This window comes from Nonomuraea sp. AD125B (genome assembly GCF_041402765.1).
Classification (GTDB): Bacteria; Actinomycetota; Actinomycetes; order Streptosporangiales; family Streptosporangiaceae; genus Nonomuraea; species Nonomuraea bangladeshensis.
This window is the reverse complement of the sequence record NZ_JBGLOU010000002.1, coordinates 131,965-148,689: the sequence shown is the minus strand read 5'-3', so window position 1 is coordinate 148,689 and position 16,725 is coordinate 131,965. Positions and strand designations below refer to the sequence as shown.

The window sequence follows — 16,725 nt, the reverse complement described above, 5'->3', positions numbered from 1 at the left end:
GCGACCGACCACGTCCACCGCGAGCGGAGAAGGACCAGATGACCACGACCACCCGCTGGCGGCGTAACGTCGCCCTGTTCCTGACCGGGCAGACCGTGTCGTTGTTCGGCTCGATGATCGCGCAGTACGCGGTGATGTGGTGGGTGACCCTGCAGACCCGCTCCGGGCTGGCGGTGGCACTCTACGCGGTTGCCGCCTTCCTGCCCCAGGGCGTGGTGTCGATCTTCGGTGGGGTGCTCGCCGACCGGATGAACCGCCGGGTGCTGGTCATGGTCGCCGACGGCGCCATCGCCCTGGCGACGCTGGTGCTCGGCCTGCTCATGGCCAACGGCGTGACCGACCTGTGGATCGTTCTGCTGGCCGTGGCGGTCCGGTCGCTGGGAGCCGGGGTGCAGACTCCCGCCGTACAGGCGATGATCCCGCAGATCGTGCCGGGTGAGCATCTGATGCGCGTCAACGGGATCTTCCAGACCATCCACTCGGCGATGGCGCTGCTCGCCCCTGCCGTCGCTGCGGCGATCTTCGCCTCCTTCGGTCTCGTCTCCGTCTTCTTCCTGGACGTGGTCACGGCGGTGATCGGGATCGGGCTGCTCGCCCTGGTCGCCGTACCGAGCCTGGAGCCCTCGGCCGAGGACCGCGTCTCCTACCGGCAGGATCTGGTCGACGGGATGCGATACGTCCGCGCCCATCCCATCGTGCGCTGGCTGCTCATCGTGTACGCCGTCATCTTCCTGCTCACCGTGGCGCCCTCGTTCGTCACGCCACTGATGGTCGCGCGCAGTTTCGGCACCGAGGAGTGGATGCTGGCGGCACTGGAGATCGCCTTCAGCCTGGGCATGTTGCTCGGCGGCGTCCTGATGTCCACGGTGCTGGCCAACCGCAGCCGGATAGGGCTGATCCTTGTCGCCGTCTACGGCTTCGGGCTCGCGACCGTGGCGCTCGGGCTGAGCGGCAACCTGTGGGTCTTCTACGGCTTCATGTTCGTGTTCGGGCTGCTGGTGCCGCCGTTCTCGACCCCGTTCATGACGCTGATCCAGGAGACCGTCGAACCGGCCATGCACGGGCGCGTGTTCAGTTACGTCGGCATCGTGATGGCGCTGGCCACTCCGGTCGGCATGGCCGTGTTCGGCCCGCTGGCCGACGTGGTCAGCGTGCAGGTCCTGCTGATCGCCGCGGGGCTGGCCGCCATCGCCGTGATCGCGATCGCGTCCCGCGTGCCCTCGGGCCGGGCCACCATCGCCGCCGCCCGCGCCACGCACGCTTCCGATGCCGAGGCCACCCCCGTGGACGCCTGACCACGCGGAGCCGGCGACCGCCTGAAGCACACCGCCACGAACACCGTCGCCCAGGTCTGCAGCGCCGGGTGCGTCAGGTGGGGCCCATGAACGCCCAGGGTAGCCGGAACCCGGCCAAGGCCCGCCGCGACCCGGACTCCGCCGGTCGGACACACTCCGGGACCGGCCGATCCGCCGTGCTCGGCTGCGACATCACCCTCCCCATCGCACACAGGTGCGCGGCAGCAGACCAAGGCGGCTGTCTCCGGCGCCTGCGCCCCAATCGTGCCTAGGCCATGCGTGGTGATACGGTCCATTGAAAATGATTCTCATTTTCTGGAGCGTCCTTGAGCTCGTTGCGTGAGTCAGGTCCATCGGACGCCGGCATGGCATCGTCGCCGGTGGCCCCAGGAGCTGAAGATCCACCCACCGGTGGAGTGGCCGGGCCCGCCATGCCGCTGATCGTCGTCCTGCTGGCGGGCGTCCTCACGGTGTCTGTGCTGCTGGCCATCGGCCTGGGCGCCGCCGCCGTGCCGCCGGGGGAGACGCTGCGTTTCCTGTGGGCGGCCGTGACCGGCGGCTCGATCACCGCTGACGACGTGGCGGCGTACCAGATCATCTGGCAGGTACGCACGCCCCGCGTGCTGCTGGCGGTCCTGGTCGGGGCCGGGCTCAGCGTGGTCGGGGTGGCGATCCAGGCCATGGTGCGCAACGCGCTGGCCGACCCGTTCGTGCTCGGCGTGTCGTCGGGAGCATCTGCCGGGGCGGTGCTGGTCGGCGCCACCGGCGCGCTCGCCGCGCTGGGAATCCACGCGGTCTCGGCCGGCGCCTTCCTCGGCGCGCTGCTCGTCTCCGCCCTGGTCTACCTGGCCTCGCGCGGCGCCGGCGGTCTGTCGCCGCTGCGGCTGGTGCTCACCGGCGTGGCGATGGCGTTCGGCTTCCAGGCCGTGATGAGCCTGATCGTGTACTTCGTCCCGGACGGCGAGTCGACGAGCACGGTGCTGTTCTGGTCGATGGGCGGCTTCGGCGCGGCCACGTGGGGCGCGCTGCCCGTCGTGGCGGTCGTCACCGCCGTCACCGTCGTGGTGTTGCGCCGCTTCGCGCGCAGCCTGGACGTGCTCGCCCTGGGCGACGAGACGTCGGTCAGCCTGGGCGTGGACACCGTCAGGCTCCGCAAGGGCCTGTTCGTGCTGACCTCGCTGGCCACCGGCGCGATGGTCGCCGTCAGCGGCGCGATCGGCTTCGTCGGGCTGGTCATGCCGCACCTGGTGCGGTTGTGGGTCGGGGCGGCACACGTCCGCGTGCTCACCATCGCCCCGCTGACCGGGGCCGTCTTCATGGTGTGGGCCGACCTGGTGGCCAGAACCCTGGTGGCACCGCGCGAGCTGCCCCTCGGCGTGATCACCGCGCTGGTCGGCGTGCCGGTCTTCGTCGTCCTGCTGCGCCGCCGCAGCTATCTGTTCGGAGGCCGCTGATGACCCGCCTGCTGCTGGACGATCTCACGGTGTCCATCGACGGCGCCGCCATCGTCGAAGAGCTGACGCTCGCGGTCGGCGACGGGGAAGTGGTGGGACTGGTCGGGCCCAACGGATCGGGCAAGACCACTGCCCTGCGCTGCGTGTATCGGGCATTACGGCCGGCGGGCGGCGCGGTCCTGATCGACGGCAAGGAGCTGTCGCGGATGCCGCTGCGCGACAGCGCCCGCCTCATCGCCGCCCTCACCCAGGAGGGACGGGCGGACCTCGACTTCACCGTCGAGGAGGTCGTCGCCCTCGGCCGCGCCCCGCACCTGCGCGGCAACCAGGCGCTCAGCTCCCGCGAGCGGGAGCTGTGCCGCCGGGCCATGGCGCAGATGGAGGTGCTGCACCTGGCCGGGCGCGGCGTGCTGTCACTGTCGGGTGGGGAGCGCCAGCGCGTCCTGGTCGCCCGGGCGCTCGTCCAGGAACCGCGGGTGCTGGTGCTCGACGAGCCGACCAACCACCTGGACCTGCACCACCAGATCCGGCTGCTGTCGATGCTCAGGGGTGCCGGGCTGAGCGTGCTGGTCAGCCTGCACGACCTCAACCTCGCCGCCTCCGCCTGCGACCGGCTGGCGGTGCTGTCGAACGGCGCCCTCGTCGCGTACGGGCCCCCCGCCGACGTCCTCACCGAGGAACTCCTCCGGGGGGCGTTCGGCGTCGAGGCGAACGTCGTCCCCCACCCGCTCACCGGGGTCCCCCAGGTGCTTTACGACCTGGGCACGGCCACGACCACGAAAGGAGATCCGAAGTGAAGAGACGCACCCCCGCCGCGCTCCTGGCGGGCGCGCTCCTGCTCGCCGGATGCGGCGCGCAGGTGGAGGGCGGCGGCGGCGCCGCTCGCACGGTGACGGTCAAGAGGTGCGGGCAGGAGGTCGAGTACACCACGCCCCGCCGGGCCGTCGTCTACGAGGGCGGCAGCGCGGACAAGATGTTCGCGCTCGGCCTGACCCGGCATGTGCACGGCTACGTGATGCCCCCGGCCAACCCGCCGGTCACCGAGTCGCCCTGGGCGGCCGAGTACGCCAAGGTGAAGTTCCTCAGCGACGACCTGCTCAACCGCGAGCTGGTCGTGGACGCCAAAGCCGACTTCGTCGTCGCCGGCTGGCGCTCCGGCTTCAGCGACCAGCGCGGCATCACCCCCGAGATCCTCGATGGGTTGAAGATCCAAAGCTTCATGCACACCGAGTCGTGCTTCAACTACCCCGGCTACCCCGAGCGGGTGACGCCGTTCGAGGCCCTCTACACCGACCTCGAACGCCTCGGCAAGATCTTCGGCGTCGAGGCCAAGGCCCAGGCATTGATCGCCGGCTACCGCGAGCGCGTCGAAGCGGTCCGGGCTCAGGCGCCCAAGGGCGAGCCGGTCCCCGTCTTCCTGTACGACTCGGGCACCGACAAGCCGTTCACGGCGGGCAGCCAGGTGCCGCCCACGGACATCATCCGATTCGCCGGCGGCCGTAACGTCTTCGGTGACCTGGACGCGCGCTGGGGTGAGGTCACCTGGGAGGCCGTGGTCGAGGCCAAGCCGGAAGTCATCGTCATCCTGGACTACGGGGACAAGCCCGCCGCGGAGAAGATCCGGTTCCTGAAGGAGTTCCCCACCACCAGCAAGCTGCCCGCCGTGGTGAACAACCGCTTCCACGTTCTCGACTACAACGAGGGCATCAGCGGGCCGCGCAACATCGACGGCCTGGAGGGGTTCGCGAAATACCTGCGCGAGCTCCGGACGTGACCGGATGAGCAGCACCCCGGGGGCGGCTCCCAGGGCGCGTATGTCAGGCCAGGTGAGGCGGGGAATTCGCTGCCTCACCGGCGCGGGGTCAGGCGTCGGCACGAACGGCCCCTTGTGAGGGTGAGGTTCGGGAGGGGCGCAGGACCGGGGCGAGCAGCGTCAGCAGCACGACCACGCACGTGATCAGCGCGAACGCGGCAGGGTAGCTGAGCGCGCCCGCCACCCAGCCCGTCACGGCCGGTGCGATCAGGCCCGACAGGTACGTGATCGTCGCCACGCCCGCCACGCCCTCGCCCGGAGTCGTGCCCGCGTTGCCCGCCGCCGCGATCACGAGCGGCACGATCACCGCGATCCCCAGTCCGATCAGGGCGAACCCGGCGATGCCGAGCGCGGGTGTGCGGGCCGCGACCACGAGGACGCCGCCGGCCGCCGCCACGGCACCGCCCGCCCTGACGGTCGCCGCCGGACCGATCCGGCGGATGACGTGGTCGCCCAGCAGCCGCGTGCTCGCCATGCAGAGCATGAAGACGGTGTATCCGGCGGCGGCCAAGCCGGGGCCGGCGTCGGTGACGGCGGTGAGGTAGACGGCGGACCAGTTGGAGCTGGCGCCCTCCGCGAACGTCGCGCAGAACCCCACCAGCCCGATCGCCAGGATCCCCCGCGTGGGGAGCGCGAAGCGCCGCGGCGCGGGCGCGTCGCGTACCGAACCCGTCATCCCGCTGTCGGGGAGGAGACCGCGCCCGGCCACCGCCCCGAGGCCGAGTAACGCGAGCGACATGGCTCCGAGGTGGATCCGGGCGTCGATGCCCGCGTGGGCGGCCAGGGCGCCGAGTCCGCCGGAGGCCAGGCTGCCGACGGACCACATGCCGTGCAGTCCCGACATGATCGAGCGGCCGAGATGCCGTTCGAGGAGGACGGCGTGCGCGTTCATCGCGACGTCGCACATGCCCGCCGATGCCCCGAACAGCAGGAACGCTCCGAACAGCCACACGGGCGACGGCGAGAGCGCGGGGAGGGCCAAGCCCGCGCACCACAGCGCGAGGAGGACGCGTGTGGCCGCACGGTTGCCGAAGCGGTAGGCGAGGCGGCCGGCCATCGGCATGCCCACGAAGGCGCCGATCGACGGGCACAGCAGCGCGAGGCCGAGGGCGCCCGGGCTGAGGTGCAGGTGCTCCTGGATCCAGGGGATGCGCGTGGACAGGCTGCCGGCGACGGCGCCGTGCGTGACGAAGACGGCCGCGATGGCGCGGTGATGACTCATGGCTCGGAAATTATCAGGCAGGCTTCCTGATGAAAAGAGGTTTTAGGAAGGGTCCCTGATTATTATGAGGACCGTGAAGACCGCCACCCCTGCCCTGGCCCGAGCGATCAACGACCGGTTGGCCCTCGACCTGCTGCTGGAACACGGGCCGCTGACCGCGCCCCAGCTCCGCACGCTGACCGGGTTGTCCAGGCCCACCGTGTCCGACCTGATCGAACGGCTCATGGCGGGCGGCCTCGTCGAGGTCACGGGCGAGAGCGGCGAGGCCCGGCGAGGCCCGAACGCGCGCCTGTACGGGCTGGTGGCGGACCGGGCCCACGTGGCCGGGGTGGACGTACGGCGCGACGCCGTCAACGTCACGGTCGCCGACATCACCGGACGGGTGGTCAGCGAGGCGAGTACGACGATCGGCGCGAGAGCCGACCTGGCGGCCCTCATCGCGAAGGTGGTAGGGGGCGCGGTGGGGCGGCGCGCGCTGGACACGGTCGTGGTCGGGGCGCCGGGGCTGGTCGATCCGCGTGACGGGGAGCTGGTGTCGCCCAACGACGTGCCCGGGTGGCGGCGCGGCACGATGGGATCCGTACGCGAGCGCCTGGGCGTGCCCGTGATCCTGGAGAACGAGGTCAACCTGGCCGCCATCGCCGAGCTCCGCACGGGAGCAGCAGCCGGGAGCGAGGACTTCGTGCTCCTCTGGCTGGACGACGGGGTGGGAGCGGCGGTCGTGCTCGAGGGCCGGCTGCGCCGGGGGGCGTCGGGCGGGGCGGGGGAGATCGGGTTCCTGGAGGTCGGGGGTGTGGCGTTCTGCGAGCTGTTGAACGCCGAGTTCATACGGAGGTTCGACCGGGACGAGCTGGCTCGGCGGATCGCCCGGGGCGCCTTCGCCTTCGCCACCCTCCTTGACCCCGGGCTCGTCGTCCTCGGCGGGACGACGGGGCATGAGGGCGGGGACGAACTGGCCGAGCTGGTGGCCGACCACCTGCGCGCCCTGGCCCCGGCGCCCACGGAGGTCCGGGCCAGCACGGTCACGGGCAACGCGGTGCTGCAGGGCGCCGTGCTGACCGCCCTGGACCTGGCCCGCGACCGCGTCTTCGGCTGACGTCTCTGGCACGTCCTGCCTGGCGGTCGACCGCCGGGTGGTCTCCGCGCGCAACTCCTGGACCTCGGGCGGGGCGACCGTCGGCGCGGCCAGGGGCTCCTTGACGACGGCGGCGACCGGGGAACGCACCCGGGCTCGTGCGGGCAACAACCCCCCCACGCGAATCACGTCGAGGTCGACGTGGGTGTAGTAGCCGACGACGACGTCGCCAAGGTGCTCCTCCCGCGAGGCGAGGGAGGGCCTACGGCAGCCCCGGTCGGCCGGGCGGAGAACCTACGGCAGCGGGACGATGTCGACGGGCACGTTCGGGCAGCCGGCCGCGATCGCGGCGGTGAGCTGTCACCGGGTCTTGATGGCGGTCCACTCGGCGATGTGACGGCAGCGGGCTGGCGAGAGCTTCCGCAGTTGACCATGCTGGGTCGCTCACGGACCGTCACCCACGGGATGTCGCAGCTGCTCCATTGCGACCGCTCGTCGGTTGTTGCTGCTGCTGGACTGGCCGCTGGCCACGACGTCATCACCCGTACAGCGACGGCACGATCCGCCGCCGCGGCGAGGCGAGGGCCCGGACCTCGGCCTCGAACGCGGCCGCCGCCACGCCGGCGTCGGGCGGGGCGAGGACGTAGGCGATGGAGTCGCCGCCGCCTTGGCGGAAGGCCGGGGGACCGGCCTGCTCGGCCAGCGCGAACAGGACCTCGCGGATGAGCCGCATGCCCTCATCGCAGTCGGGCTCGCCGTGCATCACGGTGATCTTGAAGGCGCGGCCTTGCCGCGCCTTCAATCGGATGACGGGGCGGCGACGGCCAGGAGGGCAGCGCTCAGTGCTCGGGCCTGTGCCGGCGACTGGAGTACGTCGGCGAGGGGAGTGACGCTGTCGTCGTGGTGCAGCATCACGACGCCGTCCTGGAGGGTGACGGCGTGAAAGCCTCCGGCAGGCAGGCGTACGCCGGGCCGGCCATCGACGTCGGTGAGTGGCGGCACCACCAGGCCGGTGGCCGCCTGGGCAGCGGCGAGCTGGCGGCGTAGGGTCTGCAACTCGCGGTCGGCCATCTCCAGCCGGGTTTCTGCCGTGGCCTGGGCCAGCCGGGCCTGGTCGCGTTGGGCCTGGAGCCGGTCGCGGTCCTCGTCGAAGCGGCGTTGCCGTTCGGCCAGGTCGTCGCGGACCGCGCGGGTTTCGGCGCGGGCCTGCTCGGCGTTCGCGGTGGCCTGGTCGAGCTGCTGCCGGGTGGTGGCCAGGTGCGCGGTGGCTTGTTCGAGGTGCTCGGTCAGGCGGCGGGTTTCGGCGCGGGCCTGGGAGAGCTGACGGTCGCGCTCGGCCAGGGCGGCGGCGCGTTGTTCGGCCAGGTCCGTCACGCGGGACACCTCGCCCTCCAGCGTGCGGAGCTGCTCGGCCTGGCGTCCGGTCAGGGCCTGCTCGTCGTGCAGCTGGGCGGTGAGCCGGCCGATCTGCACGCCGAGGCGTTCGGCGTTGGCACGGGCCTCGCCGTGGATGCGGTCGCGGTGCTGCTCGGCCTCGCGCTGGGCGTGCAGGGCCTCCTGCTGGGCGCGCAGGGCGGCGTCGCGTTCCTGTTCGGCTGTGCGCTGCGCTGCCAGGGCGGCGCGCATGGAGGTCCGGGCCTGTTCGGCGTCCTGCTCGGCCTGCTGCACGCTCGCTTCGGCCTGGCCGAGCTGGGTGGCGACAGCGTCCCAGACCTGCGTGAGGCGCTCGTCCAGCTGCTGCAGGTGCTCGCGTTCGGCGGCCAGCTGGGCGTCGCGCTGGTGCAGAGCGGCGCGGATCTGGCCGGCCTCGGCGGTGAAGGCGCTGACGGCGGTGTGCGTCGCCACCGCGGCGGGGGCGCTGTCGGCGGCGCGGCTGGCCTCGTTGGCGCACAGCTTGCAGCAGTACTTGCTGGGGCGGCCGCCCTTGCCGGGCTCGCGCTCGGGCTTGGCGCGGCCGCAGCCGGGCCGGGCGCACTGGCGCAGGACATCGTCGGTGACCCGGGCCGGACACTCGCGGGTGTGACCCCGGCCGCCGCGGGGCGGCTCCTCCCCGCTCGGGCTTGCCGAGGGTGGCGGGACCTCGTCCAGTCCGCCCGGCGATGTCGTCGGCAGAGCGGGCAATGCGCCGGCTTGGTCCTGACCCAGGGGAGTGCCACTCGATCCGCTGGCGTCGAAGCTGATCTCCTTCACGGATGCAATTTAGCATCATCACATGCGCAAAAATCGACTGATTCGCATATCTCACATGCGTTCTTCTTGTGATCACTGAGAAGTGGAGTTCTCAAAGATCAACTCTGCTAGGGTGGCTTCCGTGATCGACTCCGAGCTGACCCCGGGGCAGGGATCCCGCCCGCTCCCCACGGCCGCCTTCCCCTCCTCCGCCGCCGGACTGGCGCCGGCCGCCGTGGCTGTGGTCGCGCCCGCCCGCGACCCCTATCTGCTCTACCTGGGGCGGCTGGGCAGCGCCGACTCCCGCCGTGGCATGCGGATCTGCCTGGACCACATCACCCGCATGCTGACCGGCGACCCGCTCGACGACGCCACTGTCACCGGCCAGGGCCAGCCCTGGCATCACCTGCGCTACGAGCACACCGCCTGGATCCGTGAGCAGATCGACCAGATGGACTGGTCGCCCGCCTACCGCAACAAGCACCTGGCCGCGTTGCGCGGCGTGCTCAAGGAGGCGTGGAAGCTCGGCCTGCTCAGCACCGACGACCATCAGCGGGCCGTCGCGCTGGCCCCGTTCGCCGGCCACCGCGAGCCGGCCGGCCAGCACGTCCCGGACACTGTCATCGGCGCGCTCATCGCCGCCTGCGACGCCGACCTCTCACCTGCCGGCGCCGTCACCGGCGCCGGGTTGCGCGACGCGGCCGTCATCGCCGTGCTGGACGCGTGCGGCCTGCGCCGCGCCGAGTTGGTCGCGCTGCAGTACGCCGACTACGACCGGGCCCGGCGCATGCTCACCGTCATCGGCAAGGGCGACAAGCAACGCCGCATCCCGGTCAACACCTTCGCCGCCCGCCGCCTGGAGGCGTGGCTCGCCCGCCGCGGCACCCACCGCGGCCCGCTGTTCCCGCGCCTGACCCGCGGCGGCACCGTACGCACCGCCCCCGACGGCCGCCCCTGGCAGATGAATCCCCAGGCCGTACGCGACATCCTCGCCAAACGCACCGAACAGGCCGCCACCACCCCGGTCCGGCCCCACGACCTGCGCCGCACCTTCATCTCCAACCTCCTGCCGCAGGCCGATGCGATCATGACCGCCCGCCTGGCCGGCCACGCCAGCCCCAGCACCACCCTCGGCTACGACGTACGCCCCGACGAAGAAGCCCGCGACGCCGTCGAACGCCTCCGCATCCCTACCGTCGCGCCCCTACTGCCCGAGACACCCGCTGACCATCGGCCTCCCGCCGCACCATGACGAGGACACGGCACCAGGCCCGGCATCGGCCCGCGGACCATCCCGGTCGTAGCGTTTCGCGAGCGGTGTGGCCTTGCCCGACGCCCCCATCTGGCCTTCCTCGCCGCCCAGCAACCGGCCCCCGTTCGCCACACAGGGGGGCACAAGCCCATGCCCGCCGTTGCCATTACCAGCGACAACAACGCCTCCTCAACGGCTGAGCGCGGCTGGAGTACTAGCGGTTGTCCTCGTACGTGGTCAGGCGGATCTCAGTGCCGCCGCGCCCGAGACGGAGGCTGACCTGCCCTGCGGGGGCGTCGGAGTCGATCTCCGGGTAGTCGTCGCTACTGATGGTGACGCGCAGGCTGTGCCCGGCGCTCAGTCGGTAGTGCGTCGGCCAGGTGCGGATGTCGAGGTCATAGACCGTGCCGGGGCGCACGGGGACCGCACGGTCGTGGCCGAAGCGGTGGCCGGCCTTGAGCCAGCCCTGGGTGATGCGATTCGAGGTGCCGTCGGGGGCGACGTCCTCGACGATGACGGCGATGTTGCCGTCGGTGGCGGTGAACGCCGCTCGCACCTTCGCGGTGACCTCGCCCGCCAGGACCAGGTCGCCCCGGCGGGGCCGGGTCTGGAAGGTGAGTTTCTCGTCCGGGGAGGCCGGAGTGGTCTCGGTGTTGACCGTGAAGCCGCGGGTGGTGGCGGCCGATGGGCTGCTGCTCAGCGTGCCGTCGGCGGCGAGGCTGAGCCGCTCCTGCCGGGCGCCGCGCGGCGGCCAGGTGGAGAACCGCTTCCACCCGGTCCCGGCGCCGGGGCTGGGGATCTCGTAGGAGGTGACCTTGGCGGCGGGCAGCGGAGCGTCCCGGCGTCCGCCGAGCCAGCGGTCCCACCAGGCCAGGTACGGCCCGAAGCCGATGTCGGCGGGCTGGCCGTAGGGCAGGCCGTGCTGCCACGGCCCGGCCACCAGCCAGACGTTGCGCGGGCGGGCCTGGAAGTTCTCCACCATGCCCTGGCGGTAGCGGTCGTACCAGGGGTGCTGGTAAGAAACGTGTCATGAGCCCCAAACGAGCGTTGCTGCGAGAGCAACGACCACCTGGACCTGCACTTCTCGCCGGTCAGTGATGCCAAGACCTCCGGATGGCAGCCTGTGCGGGCTCATCGTGACCGAGGCGGGCAACGCCGGTCTGAGGCCGCGACCTTGGCCACGGCCGAGCGCGGATTGTCTTTTACCTGGCCAGAGTTCTCGTCACGGTCGGCTGCACGTCACTTGGCCCGATGCGGGGCGAGGTCGCGGCCGAGGAAGGCCAGCAGCCGCCGGTGGGCGGGTGTGCCTGCGGGCTGGTGGAGTTCGGGGCCGAACATTCCGGGGCGGCGGAAGGCGTCGAAGTCCATGCCGCGCATGGTGGTGAGCAGGTCGTCGCAGGCGCGCTCGTCCACCAGCGCTTCCTGGCCGGTGGAGATCGCCAGGTCGACGCCGTGCACCAGGACCTCGGTCAAATGGATGAGTGCGGCCATCGGCCCGGGGACTTCCCCGAATCCGAGCCGCACGGTCGTCTTCAGGGCACTCTCGCGGTGCCAGGCAGCGCGGTCGAGCCGGGCGGCGCCGAGGTAAGCGTTCTGCGGGTCAGGGCCCAGCCAGTCATCCTCGTGCTCGCCGCCGGGGTCGGTGCCGGTGAGCTCGGCGGCGAAGATGCGCATGCCGCCGACCAGGTGGTTGAGCTCGGTACGCACGTCCCATCCCGGGCAGGGTGTGGGGGCGGTGAGCTGCTGGTCGGTGATGCCCTTCACGATGGTCGCGGTCATGTGGATGGCCTGGTCGATCCGGCCGATCACGTTGGTCATCTGGTTGCTCATTTCGGTACTCCATCGTGCTTGAGAATTGATCGGGTCCGGCCGTGTTCACCGCTGTGGTTCACGGCTTGCCTGGGCTTTGGAATTGGGCGGGCGAGTGCGGAGGCGGAGGGCGAGGGGTCCGCCGTTGGCGGCGGCGAGGGGGGCGAGCAACCACATGACGAGGGTGTAGGGGAGCAGCCAGGCGAGGGCGGCGCTGAGCGCTCGAACCAGAGGCCCACGGACCAGGACGCGGCGGCGTGGCGGCGGGTGACGGCGGGGTTAGCGGCTGCCAGGCCGGCGGCAACGGAGATCTCTCTGACGATTGCCTCGCAGCAGACCATGGCCGCCATCGTGCCGGCGAACATGGTTCGTGCCATCGGGTTGGGAGTGAGCCCAGGCTCCGGCCGCACATCTGCGCTCACTGGTGCACTCCCCTTCTCGGGATCTTCCATGTGCTCTTGGAAAGGGGTGGGCTCAGAGCGTCTCGTCGAGCCAGTCGAACATGTGCTGGTGGAGGGTGGAGCGACCGCCGTAGGCGCAGTGCTCGCCGAGCCCCTGGGCCTCGGGGAGGGTGATGAGGGTGCTGGACCCCTTGAGGGCGTGGTGCAGGCGGGCGGGCTCGCCGTTGAAGAAGCCGTCGTTGTCCGGGTCGAAGATCAGCGCCGGGGTGGTGATCTGCTGGACGACGCCGTTGAGGGTGTAAGCGCTGGAGCGGCGGCCGTAGTCGGCGACCGAGCCGGCACCGAACGTCCACACGCCGTTGCGCAGCGCCCAGCGCAGGGACGTGTTGTGCGCGGTCGCCATCGTCAGGACCTGCTCGGCCTCGGTGTCCCGGCCGTCCAGGATCCACTGGAGCAGCCACGGCGGGAGCATCCGGGTGGTGGCGTCGAAGTAGCTGTAGATACCGCCGTCCAGGACGAGCGCGGCGGCACGGTGCTCGAAGGCCGCGGCGCGCGGGACGAGATGGCCGCCGAAACTGTAGCCGTACAGGACGATGCGGTCGGGGTCGATCTCCGGACGGGTCAGGGCGTAGTCCAGCACGGGAGTGATGACCGCCTCCCAGTCCGGCCGGAAGAACAGCCGTTGCCGGCGGAGCGCTGCGCCCTGTCCGGGGCCGTCGTAGGCCAGGCAGTTGTATCCGCGGCGCAGCGCGGCCGCCGCGACAGCGAAGTAGGCCTCTTCCACGATCGAGTCGAAGCCGCTGGTGAAGATCACAGTGGGGCGCGGGGCGGGCGAGTCGTCCACCAAGAACAGGTAGCCGGGCAGCGTGGTGTCCTCGTAAGGGATCACGATCGGTTCCACGGGGGTGTCCAGGTGTGCGGCAGCGGTCGCGAACGTGTCCCGCGCCAGGCTCGACAGCTCTTTGGCCCGGTCGTCGTTGAACGGGTCGTCACGCAGGTAGAACTCGGCCGTCCGGTAGTAGTTCGACGCCCGCAGCAAGGCCTCGCGGGCGCTGACCCGGTCCCCGGCCGCCAACGCCTTGTCGCCCAGTTCATGGACGCGGGCGGCGGTGGCGCGCCACTGCAGGTACCAGGCGTCTTCGTCGCCGTCCGGGATGGCCCGGGCGGTGCCGATCACTTCGCCCAGGTCGGCCCCGCCGTAGGGGGCGAAGCACGCCGTACGCAGGGACTCGAAGGAGAAGGACTCGTCCTCGAAGAGGAACTTCACGGTGAACTCCCGTCATTATCCGAGACGGAACGGGACCGTCTCGACATCGCCTGCAATGTAGCCCTTCCCTGACCCGAGACGCAACCGTTCCGTCTCGGGTATGCTCGGCAGCATGAGTCGATTGCCAACAGCTCGTCCGCCCGGCGGCCCCGTACTTCAAGACTCCGTCACCGACGCGATCCGCACCGCCTTCTTCGAAGAGCTCGCCGAGGTCGGCTACGGAAGGTTGTCGCTGGAGGCCGTGGCCCGGCGGGCCGGCTCGGGCAAGGCCGCCATCTACCGGCGCTGGCCGTCCAAGGAAGCCGTGACCATCGACCTGATCGCCCAAGTCTCCATCGCCGCGACCGACACCCCCGACACCGGAACCCTGCGCGGCGATGTCCTGGCCTTCCTGACCGCAGTCGACGCGGCGCTCCGGCATCCGCTGGTGTCGCGCATTCTGCCCGACCTGTTCGCCGCGGGCCTCCACCATCCCAACATCGCCGACTCCCTGCGCGACAGGGTCGGTGGAGCTCGACGCGAGAAGGCGGTCAGCGTCCTGCGGCGGGCCGTGGAACGCGGAGAACTCCCTCCCGACACCGACTTCGAGCTCGGCCTGGACCTGCTTGCGGGCCCCCTCTACTGGAGCACCACCATCCGCCAGGCCCCCGCCGACCCGGCCCGCCTGCAGCGGCTCGCGGACAAGGTGGTGGCCGCCCTCGCGGCATAGCGAGGTGCTATCCACCACCCGGCGACTTCGGTGGCTGTGGCGACGCGATCGGCGGAGGACCACCGATGCCTATTGGAAGCCATCACCGGCAAACCCGGCACAGGCTGGACCGAGTCGGTGACGGTCGTCGACCAAGCCAGGCCGTACCCGACGATCAGTACTTTCTCTTCAGGAAACAGCCCTTCCGTGACGTAACCTGGCGGCATGCCGTCCTCCACGCCCAGCTCGGCCTCGCTCGGCCCGGCTCGGGATCGCGCCGAAATCACTTGACGAAAGGTGGTCGGGCTTCCCGAGCGGCTCGATCCGGCCGACGACAGCCTGCCGGCGTGGACGGAGCGCTACCTCGATCTGGCCGTGCGCGGGGTGCGCTCGGCGGAGGTCACCGCCAAGATCTCCCGGCATCTGCAGCGCTTCGCTGCCTGGATCTCGGGCGGCCTCGGGCACGACCGGCTCTCGGCCGTCACTCCGCGAGAGGTGAGCGCCTGGCGCGACCACCTGGCCGCCGCCGGCAACCGTGGCCGCGACGGCACGCCCGCGCCGATGGCGCCGACGACCGTCAACAACCACCTCGCGCACCTGTCGGCGCTGTTCTCCTGGATCACCGCGCACGCCCCCACCGGCCTGCTGCGCCACGGTGACCCCACCAAGAAGGTCGCCCCGCTGCCGCTGCCGCTGCCGCTGCCGCTGCCGCTGCCGCTGCCCGCCCCGCAGCCCCGCGCGCTGGCCGCCGCCCAGATACGCACCGTCAAGAACATCGTCGACCGGATCGAGACCCTCCACGAGCTCAAGGGGCGCCGTCATCGCGGCACCGTCGCGCGGGCCCACGCCCACGCCCGCCCGCTACGCGACCGGGCCATCATCTACCTGCTGTTCGGCACCGGGCTGCGCCGCGCCGAGCTGGTCGGCCTGGACCTGGACCAGATGGAACCGGCCGAGGCCGACCGGCTGCGCCAGGCCAAGACGGCCCGCCTCGTCGGCGTACGCGGCAAGGGACGCACCAGCCGCACCATCTTCGTCGGCCGCGACGCCCGCCACGCCCTGGCCGACTACCTCGAACACCAGCGGCCCGGCGACGCCGCCGCCAGCACCGGCCCGGCCGCGCTGTTCCTGTCGGCCGTCTCCATCGCCGCCCGCTGCCCCGACGGCCGGCTGTCGGCCCGCTCGATCAACACCATCGTCGGCGAGATCGGCCGTCTGCACGACGCCCAGACACCAGACCCCGACCGCAAGCTCGGCACCCTGCGCCCGCACGACGCCCGCCACACCTTCGCCTTTCAGCTCTCCCAAGCCTCCGGCCACAACCGCGCCGAACTCGAACGCCGCCTCGGCCACGCCAACGACCGCTATCTGCGCCTGTACACCAACCCGCCCGACGACATCGCCGCCGGCTATATCGAGGATCTCTGACTCGATGCCCTCGCGCCCGGCCGCGCACTACGGTGCTGGCATGGTGATGGGGTTGCTGCTGGAGCCCTTGCCCGCGTCGTGGCCGACACCGGCACCCCCGCAACCGACGGGACTGCGCGGCCTGCTCACCCGGTTGCAGGAGATGGCCGACGCGGTGCGGCGGCCAGGCAACCTCGATGACCTCGAAGGGCATCTGCGGCGGGCAGCCACGCAGGCGATCGTGCGGGAGGCCTACTTCCGGACCGTGGGCGAGCAGCAGGACCAACAGCGCAGGCCCGCCGCCTTCGCCGAAGCGTGGAAGAGCCACCTGGCCGCGCTGCTGGCCCAAGACACGGTGAAGTTCTCGGGCCGGTCACCGATCACCGCCACCGGTCGCGACACCGACCTGGCGTGGAAGCTGTATGACGCCGCCAGCCGCATCAGAGCCGAAGCGATCACGCACGCCACCGCCACACCCAGCAAGCGTCAGCTCTCCCGCCCGCCCACCTTGTGGTACGCGTTTGCGATCGCCGCGGGAGACGACTACCCGACGCTCGGAGAGGTCCACTATGCGATCTGCGAGCCCTGCGGCATCGGCCTGCTGAGAAAGATCGACTTTTCGTCGGATTGGCGGTTCTGCGGGCTCGGCACTCGCGCCCTGCGCGAGCTGGAGGCTCGTCACCCGGCGCTGACCTGGTACACCACCGGCCAGTACGAGTCCGCCCAGAGCTTCTACGAGCGTTACCGGCAAGACAGCAGCAGCCCCTGGACCGCCAATCAGTGCCCCTGCCCACACTTCGGAGGACGTGATCAGACGCGAGAGGCACGCCCACCACCTGACGGAGGGGCTTTGGCCCGGGCCTGATGCGCGCA

The 16,725-nt window shown here is 71.3% G+C and carries 15 protein-coding genes; 9 read left to right on the top strand and 6 right to left on the bottom strand.

Annotated elements, in window-relative coordinates; genetic code table 11:
* Positions 1-38 precede the first annotated feature (38 nt).
* From ACBR40_RS05505 to ACBR40_RS05490, 4 genes are all read left to right on the top strand, one after another.
* The gene (locus ACBR40_RS05505) at positions 39-1,295 is read left to right on the top strand and encodes an MFS transporter (RefSeq protein WP_371247686.1); all 1,257 of its coding nucleotides are present in this window, start codon (positions 39-41) and stop codon (positions 1,293-1,295) included.
* Positions 1,296-1,726: 431 nt separating this feature from the next.
* Positions 1,727-2,749, top strand: a complete 1,023-nt coding sequence (locus ACBR40_RS05500) for a FecCD family ABC transporter permease (RefSeq protein ID WP_371247685.1) — start codon at positions 1,727-1,729, stop codon at positions 2,747-2,749.
* Positions 2,749-3,546 (top strand): ABC transporter ATP-binding protein, encoded by a 798-nt coding sequence (locus ACBR40_RS05495; protein WP_371247684.1) that lies wholly within the window; start codon positions 2,749-2,751, stop codon positions 3,544-3,546. Before ACBR40_RS05500 ends, ACBR40_RS05495 begins: the two co-directional genes overlap by 1 nt.
* Positions 3,543-4,523, top strand: coding sequence for an ABC transporter substrate-binding protein (locus ACBR40_RS05490; protein WP_371247683.1), 981 nt, complete (start codon positions 3,543-3,545; stop codon positions 4,521-4,523). Before ACBR40_RS05495 ends, ACBR40_RS05490 begins: the two co-directional genes overlap by 4 nt.
* Before the next feature lie 88 nt (positions 4,524-4,611).
* Here ACBR40_RS05490 and ACBR40_RS05485 read toward each other — a convergent pair whose 3' ends face one another.
* Positions 4,612-5,784, bottom strand: a complete 1,173-nt coding sequence (locus tag ACBR40_RS05485; RefSeq protein WP_364446728.1) for an MFS transporter — start codon at positions 5,782-5,784, stop codon at positions 4,612-4,614.
* A gap of 73 nt (positions 5,785-5,857) precedes the next feature.
* On the opposite strand from ACBR40_RS05485, the gene ACBR40_RS05480 reads away from it, so the two are divergent.
* Complete coding sequence (locus tag ACBR40_RS05480) at positions 5,858-6,880, top strand: ROK family transcriptional regulator (RefSeq protein WP_371247682.1); 1,023 nt, start codon at positions 5,858-5,860, stop codon at positions 6,878-6,880.
* Between the two features lie 517 nt (positions 6,881-7,397).
* Here the strand turns inward: ACBR40_RS05480 and ACBR40_RS05475 are convergent.
* Both ACBR40_RS05475 and ACBR40_RS05470 read right to left on the bottom strand, forming a co-directional pair.
* Entirely contained in the window at positions 7,398-7,622 is a 225-nt protein-coding gene (locus tag ACBR40_RS05475) for a hypothetical protein (protein ID WP_344220215.1), read from the bottom strand.
* Between the two features lie 35 nt (positions 7,623-7,657).
* Positions 7,658-9,049 carry a hypothetical protein gene (locus ACBR40_RS05470; RefSeq protein ID WP_371247681.1) on the bottom strand — a complete coding sequence of 464 codons (1,392 nt, stop codon included), beginning with the start codon at positions 9,047-9,049 and terminating at the stop codon, positions 7,658-7,660.
* A gap of 121 nt (positions 9,050-9,170) precedes the next feature.
* Here ACBR40_RS05470 and ACBR40_RS05465 point away from each other — a divergent pair, with 121 nt between their 5' ends.
* Positions 9,171-10,280, top strand: a complete 1,110-nt coding sequence (locus ACBR40_RS05465) for a tyrosine-type recombinase/integrase (RefSeq protein ID WP_371247679.1) — start codon at positions 9,171-9,173, stop codon at positions 10,278-10,280.
* A gap of 214 nt (positions 10,281-10,494) precedes the next feature.
* Here ACBR40_RS05465 and ACBR40_RS05460 read toward each other — a convergent pair whose 3' ends face one another.
* The 3 genes from ACBR40_RS05460 to ACBR40_RS05450 all read right to left on the bottom strand — a co-directional run bounded on the left by ACBR40_RS05460 (position 10,495) and on the right by ACBR40_RS05450 (position 13,757).
* Positions 10,495-11,262, bottom strand: coding sequence for a CocE/NonD family hydrolase C-terminal non-catalytic domain-containing protein (locus tag ACBR40_RS05460; RefSeq protein ID WP_371247677.1), 768 nt, complete (start codon positions 11,260-11,262; stop codon positions 10,495-10,497).
* Positions 11,263-11,519: 257 nt separating this feature from the next.
* Positions 11,520-12,110, bottom strand: coding sequence for a TIGR03086 family metal-binding protein (locus ACBR40_RS05455; RefSeq protein WP_371247675.1), 591 nt, complete (start codon positions 12,108-12,110; stop codon positions 11,520-11,522).
* A 453-nt stretch (positions 12,111-12,563) separates the two neighbouring features.
* Positions 12,564-13,757 carry an alpha/beta fold hydrolase gene (locus tag ACBR40_RS05450; RefSeq protein WP_371247674.1) on the bottom strand — a complete coding sequence of 398 codons (1,194 nt, stop codon included), beginning with the start codon at positions 13,755-13,757 and terminating at the stop codon, positions 12,564-12,566.
* A gap of 112 nt (positions 13,758-13,869) precedes the next feature.
* Here ACBR40_RS05450 and ACBR40_RS05445 point away from each other — a divergent pair, with 112 nt between their 5' ends.
* The 3 genes from ACBR40_RS05445 (at position 13,870) to ACBR40_RS05435 (ending at position 16,717) form a co-directional block, all read left to right on the top strand.
* Complete coding sequence (locus ACBR40_RS05445; protein ID WP_344220203.1) at positions 13,870-14,466, top strand: TetR/AcrR family transcriptional regulator; 597 nt, start codon at positions 13,870-13,872, stop codon at positions 14,464-14,466.
* 276 nt (positions 14,467-14,742) lie between these two features.
* Positions 14,743-15,873 carry a tyrosine-type recombinase/integrase gene (locus ACBR40_RS05440; RefSeq protein ID WP_371247672.1) on the top strand — a complete coding sequence of 377 codons (1,131 nt, stop codon included), beginning with the start codon at positions 14,743-14,745 and terminating at the stop codon, positions 15,871-15,873.
* A gap of 40 nt (positions 15,874-15,913) precedes the next feature.
* Positions 15,914-16,717: a hypothetical protein gene (locus ACBR40_RS05435; RefSeq protein WP_371247670.1), complete on the top strand. Its 804-nt coding sequence runs from the start codon at positions 15,914-15,916 to the stop codon at positions 16,715-16,717.
* Positions 16,718-16,725: the final 8 nt, after the last annotated feature.

Coding starts and splice junctions, on each gene's coding strand:
- ACBR40_RS05475 (WP_344220215.1), bottom strand. CDS start 7,622: ATGCACGGCGAGCCCGACTGCGATGAGGGCATGCGGCTCATCCGCGAG.
- ACBR40_RS05505 (WP_371247686.1), top strand. CDS start 39: ATGACCACGACCACCCGCTGGCGGCGTAACGTCGCCCTGTTCCTGACC.
- ACBR40_RS05485 (WP_364446728.1), bottom strand. CDS start 5,784: ATGAGTCATCACCGCGCCATCGCGGCCGTCTTCGTCACGCACGGCGCC.
- ACBR40_RS05435 (WP_371247670.1), top strand. CDS start 15,914: ATGGTGATGGGGTTGCTGCTGGAGCCCTTGCCCGCGTCGTGGCCGACA.
- ACBR40_RS05445 (WP_344220203.1), top strand. CDS start 13,870: ATGAGTCGATTGCCAACAGCTCGTCCGCCCGGCGGCCCCGTACTTCAA.
- ACBR40_RS05500 (WP_371247685.1), top strand. CDS start 1,727: ATGCCGCTGATCGTCGTCCTGCTGGCGGGCGTCCTCACGGTGTCTGTG.
- ACBR40_RS05460 (WP_371247677.1), bottom strand. CDS start 11,262: ATGGTGGAGAACTTCCAGGCCCGCCCGCGCAACGTCTGGCTGGTGGCC.
- ACBR40_RS05495 (WP_371247684.1), top strand. CDS start 2,749: ATGACCCGCCTGCTGCTGGACGATCTCACGGTGTCCATCGACGGCGCC.
- ACBR40_RS05455 (WP_371247675.1), bottom strand. CDS start 12,110: ATGAGCAACCAGATGACCAACGTGATCGGCCGGATCGACCAGGCCATC.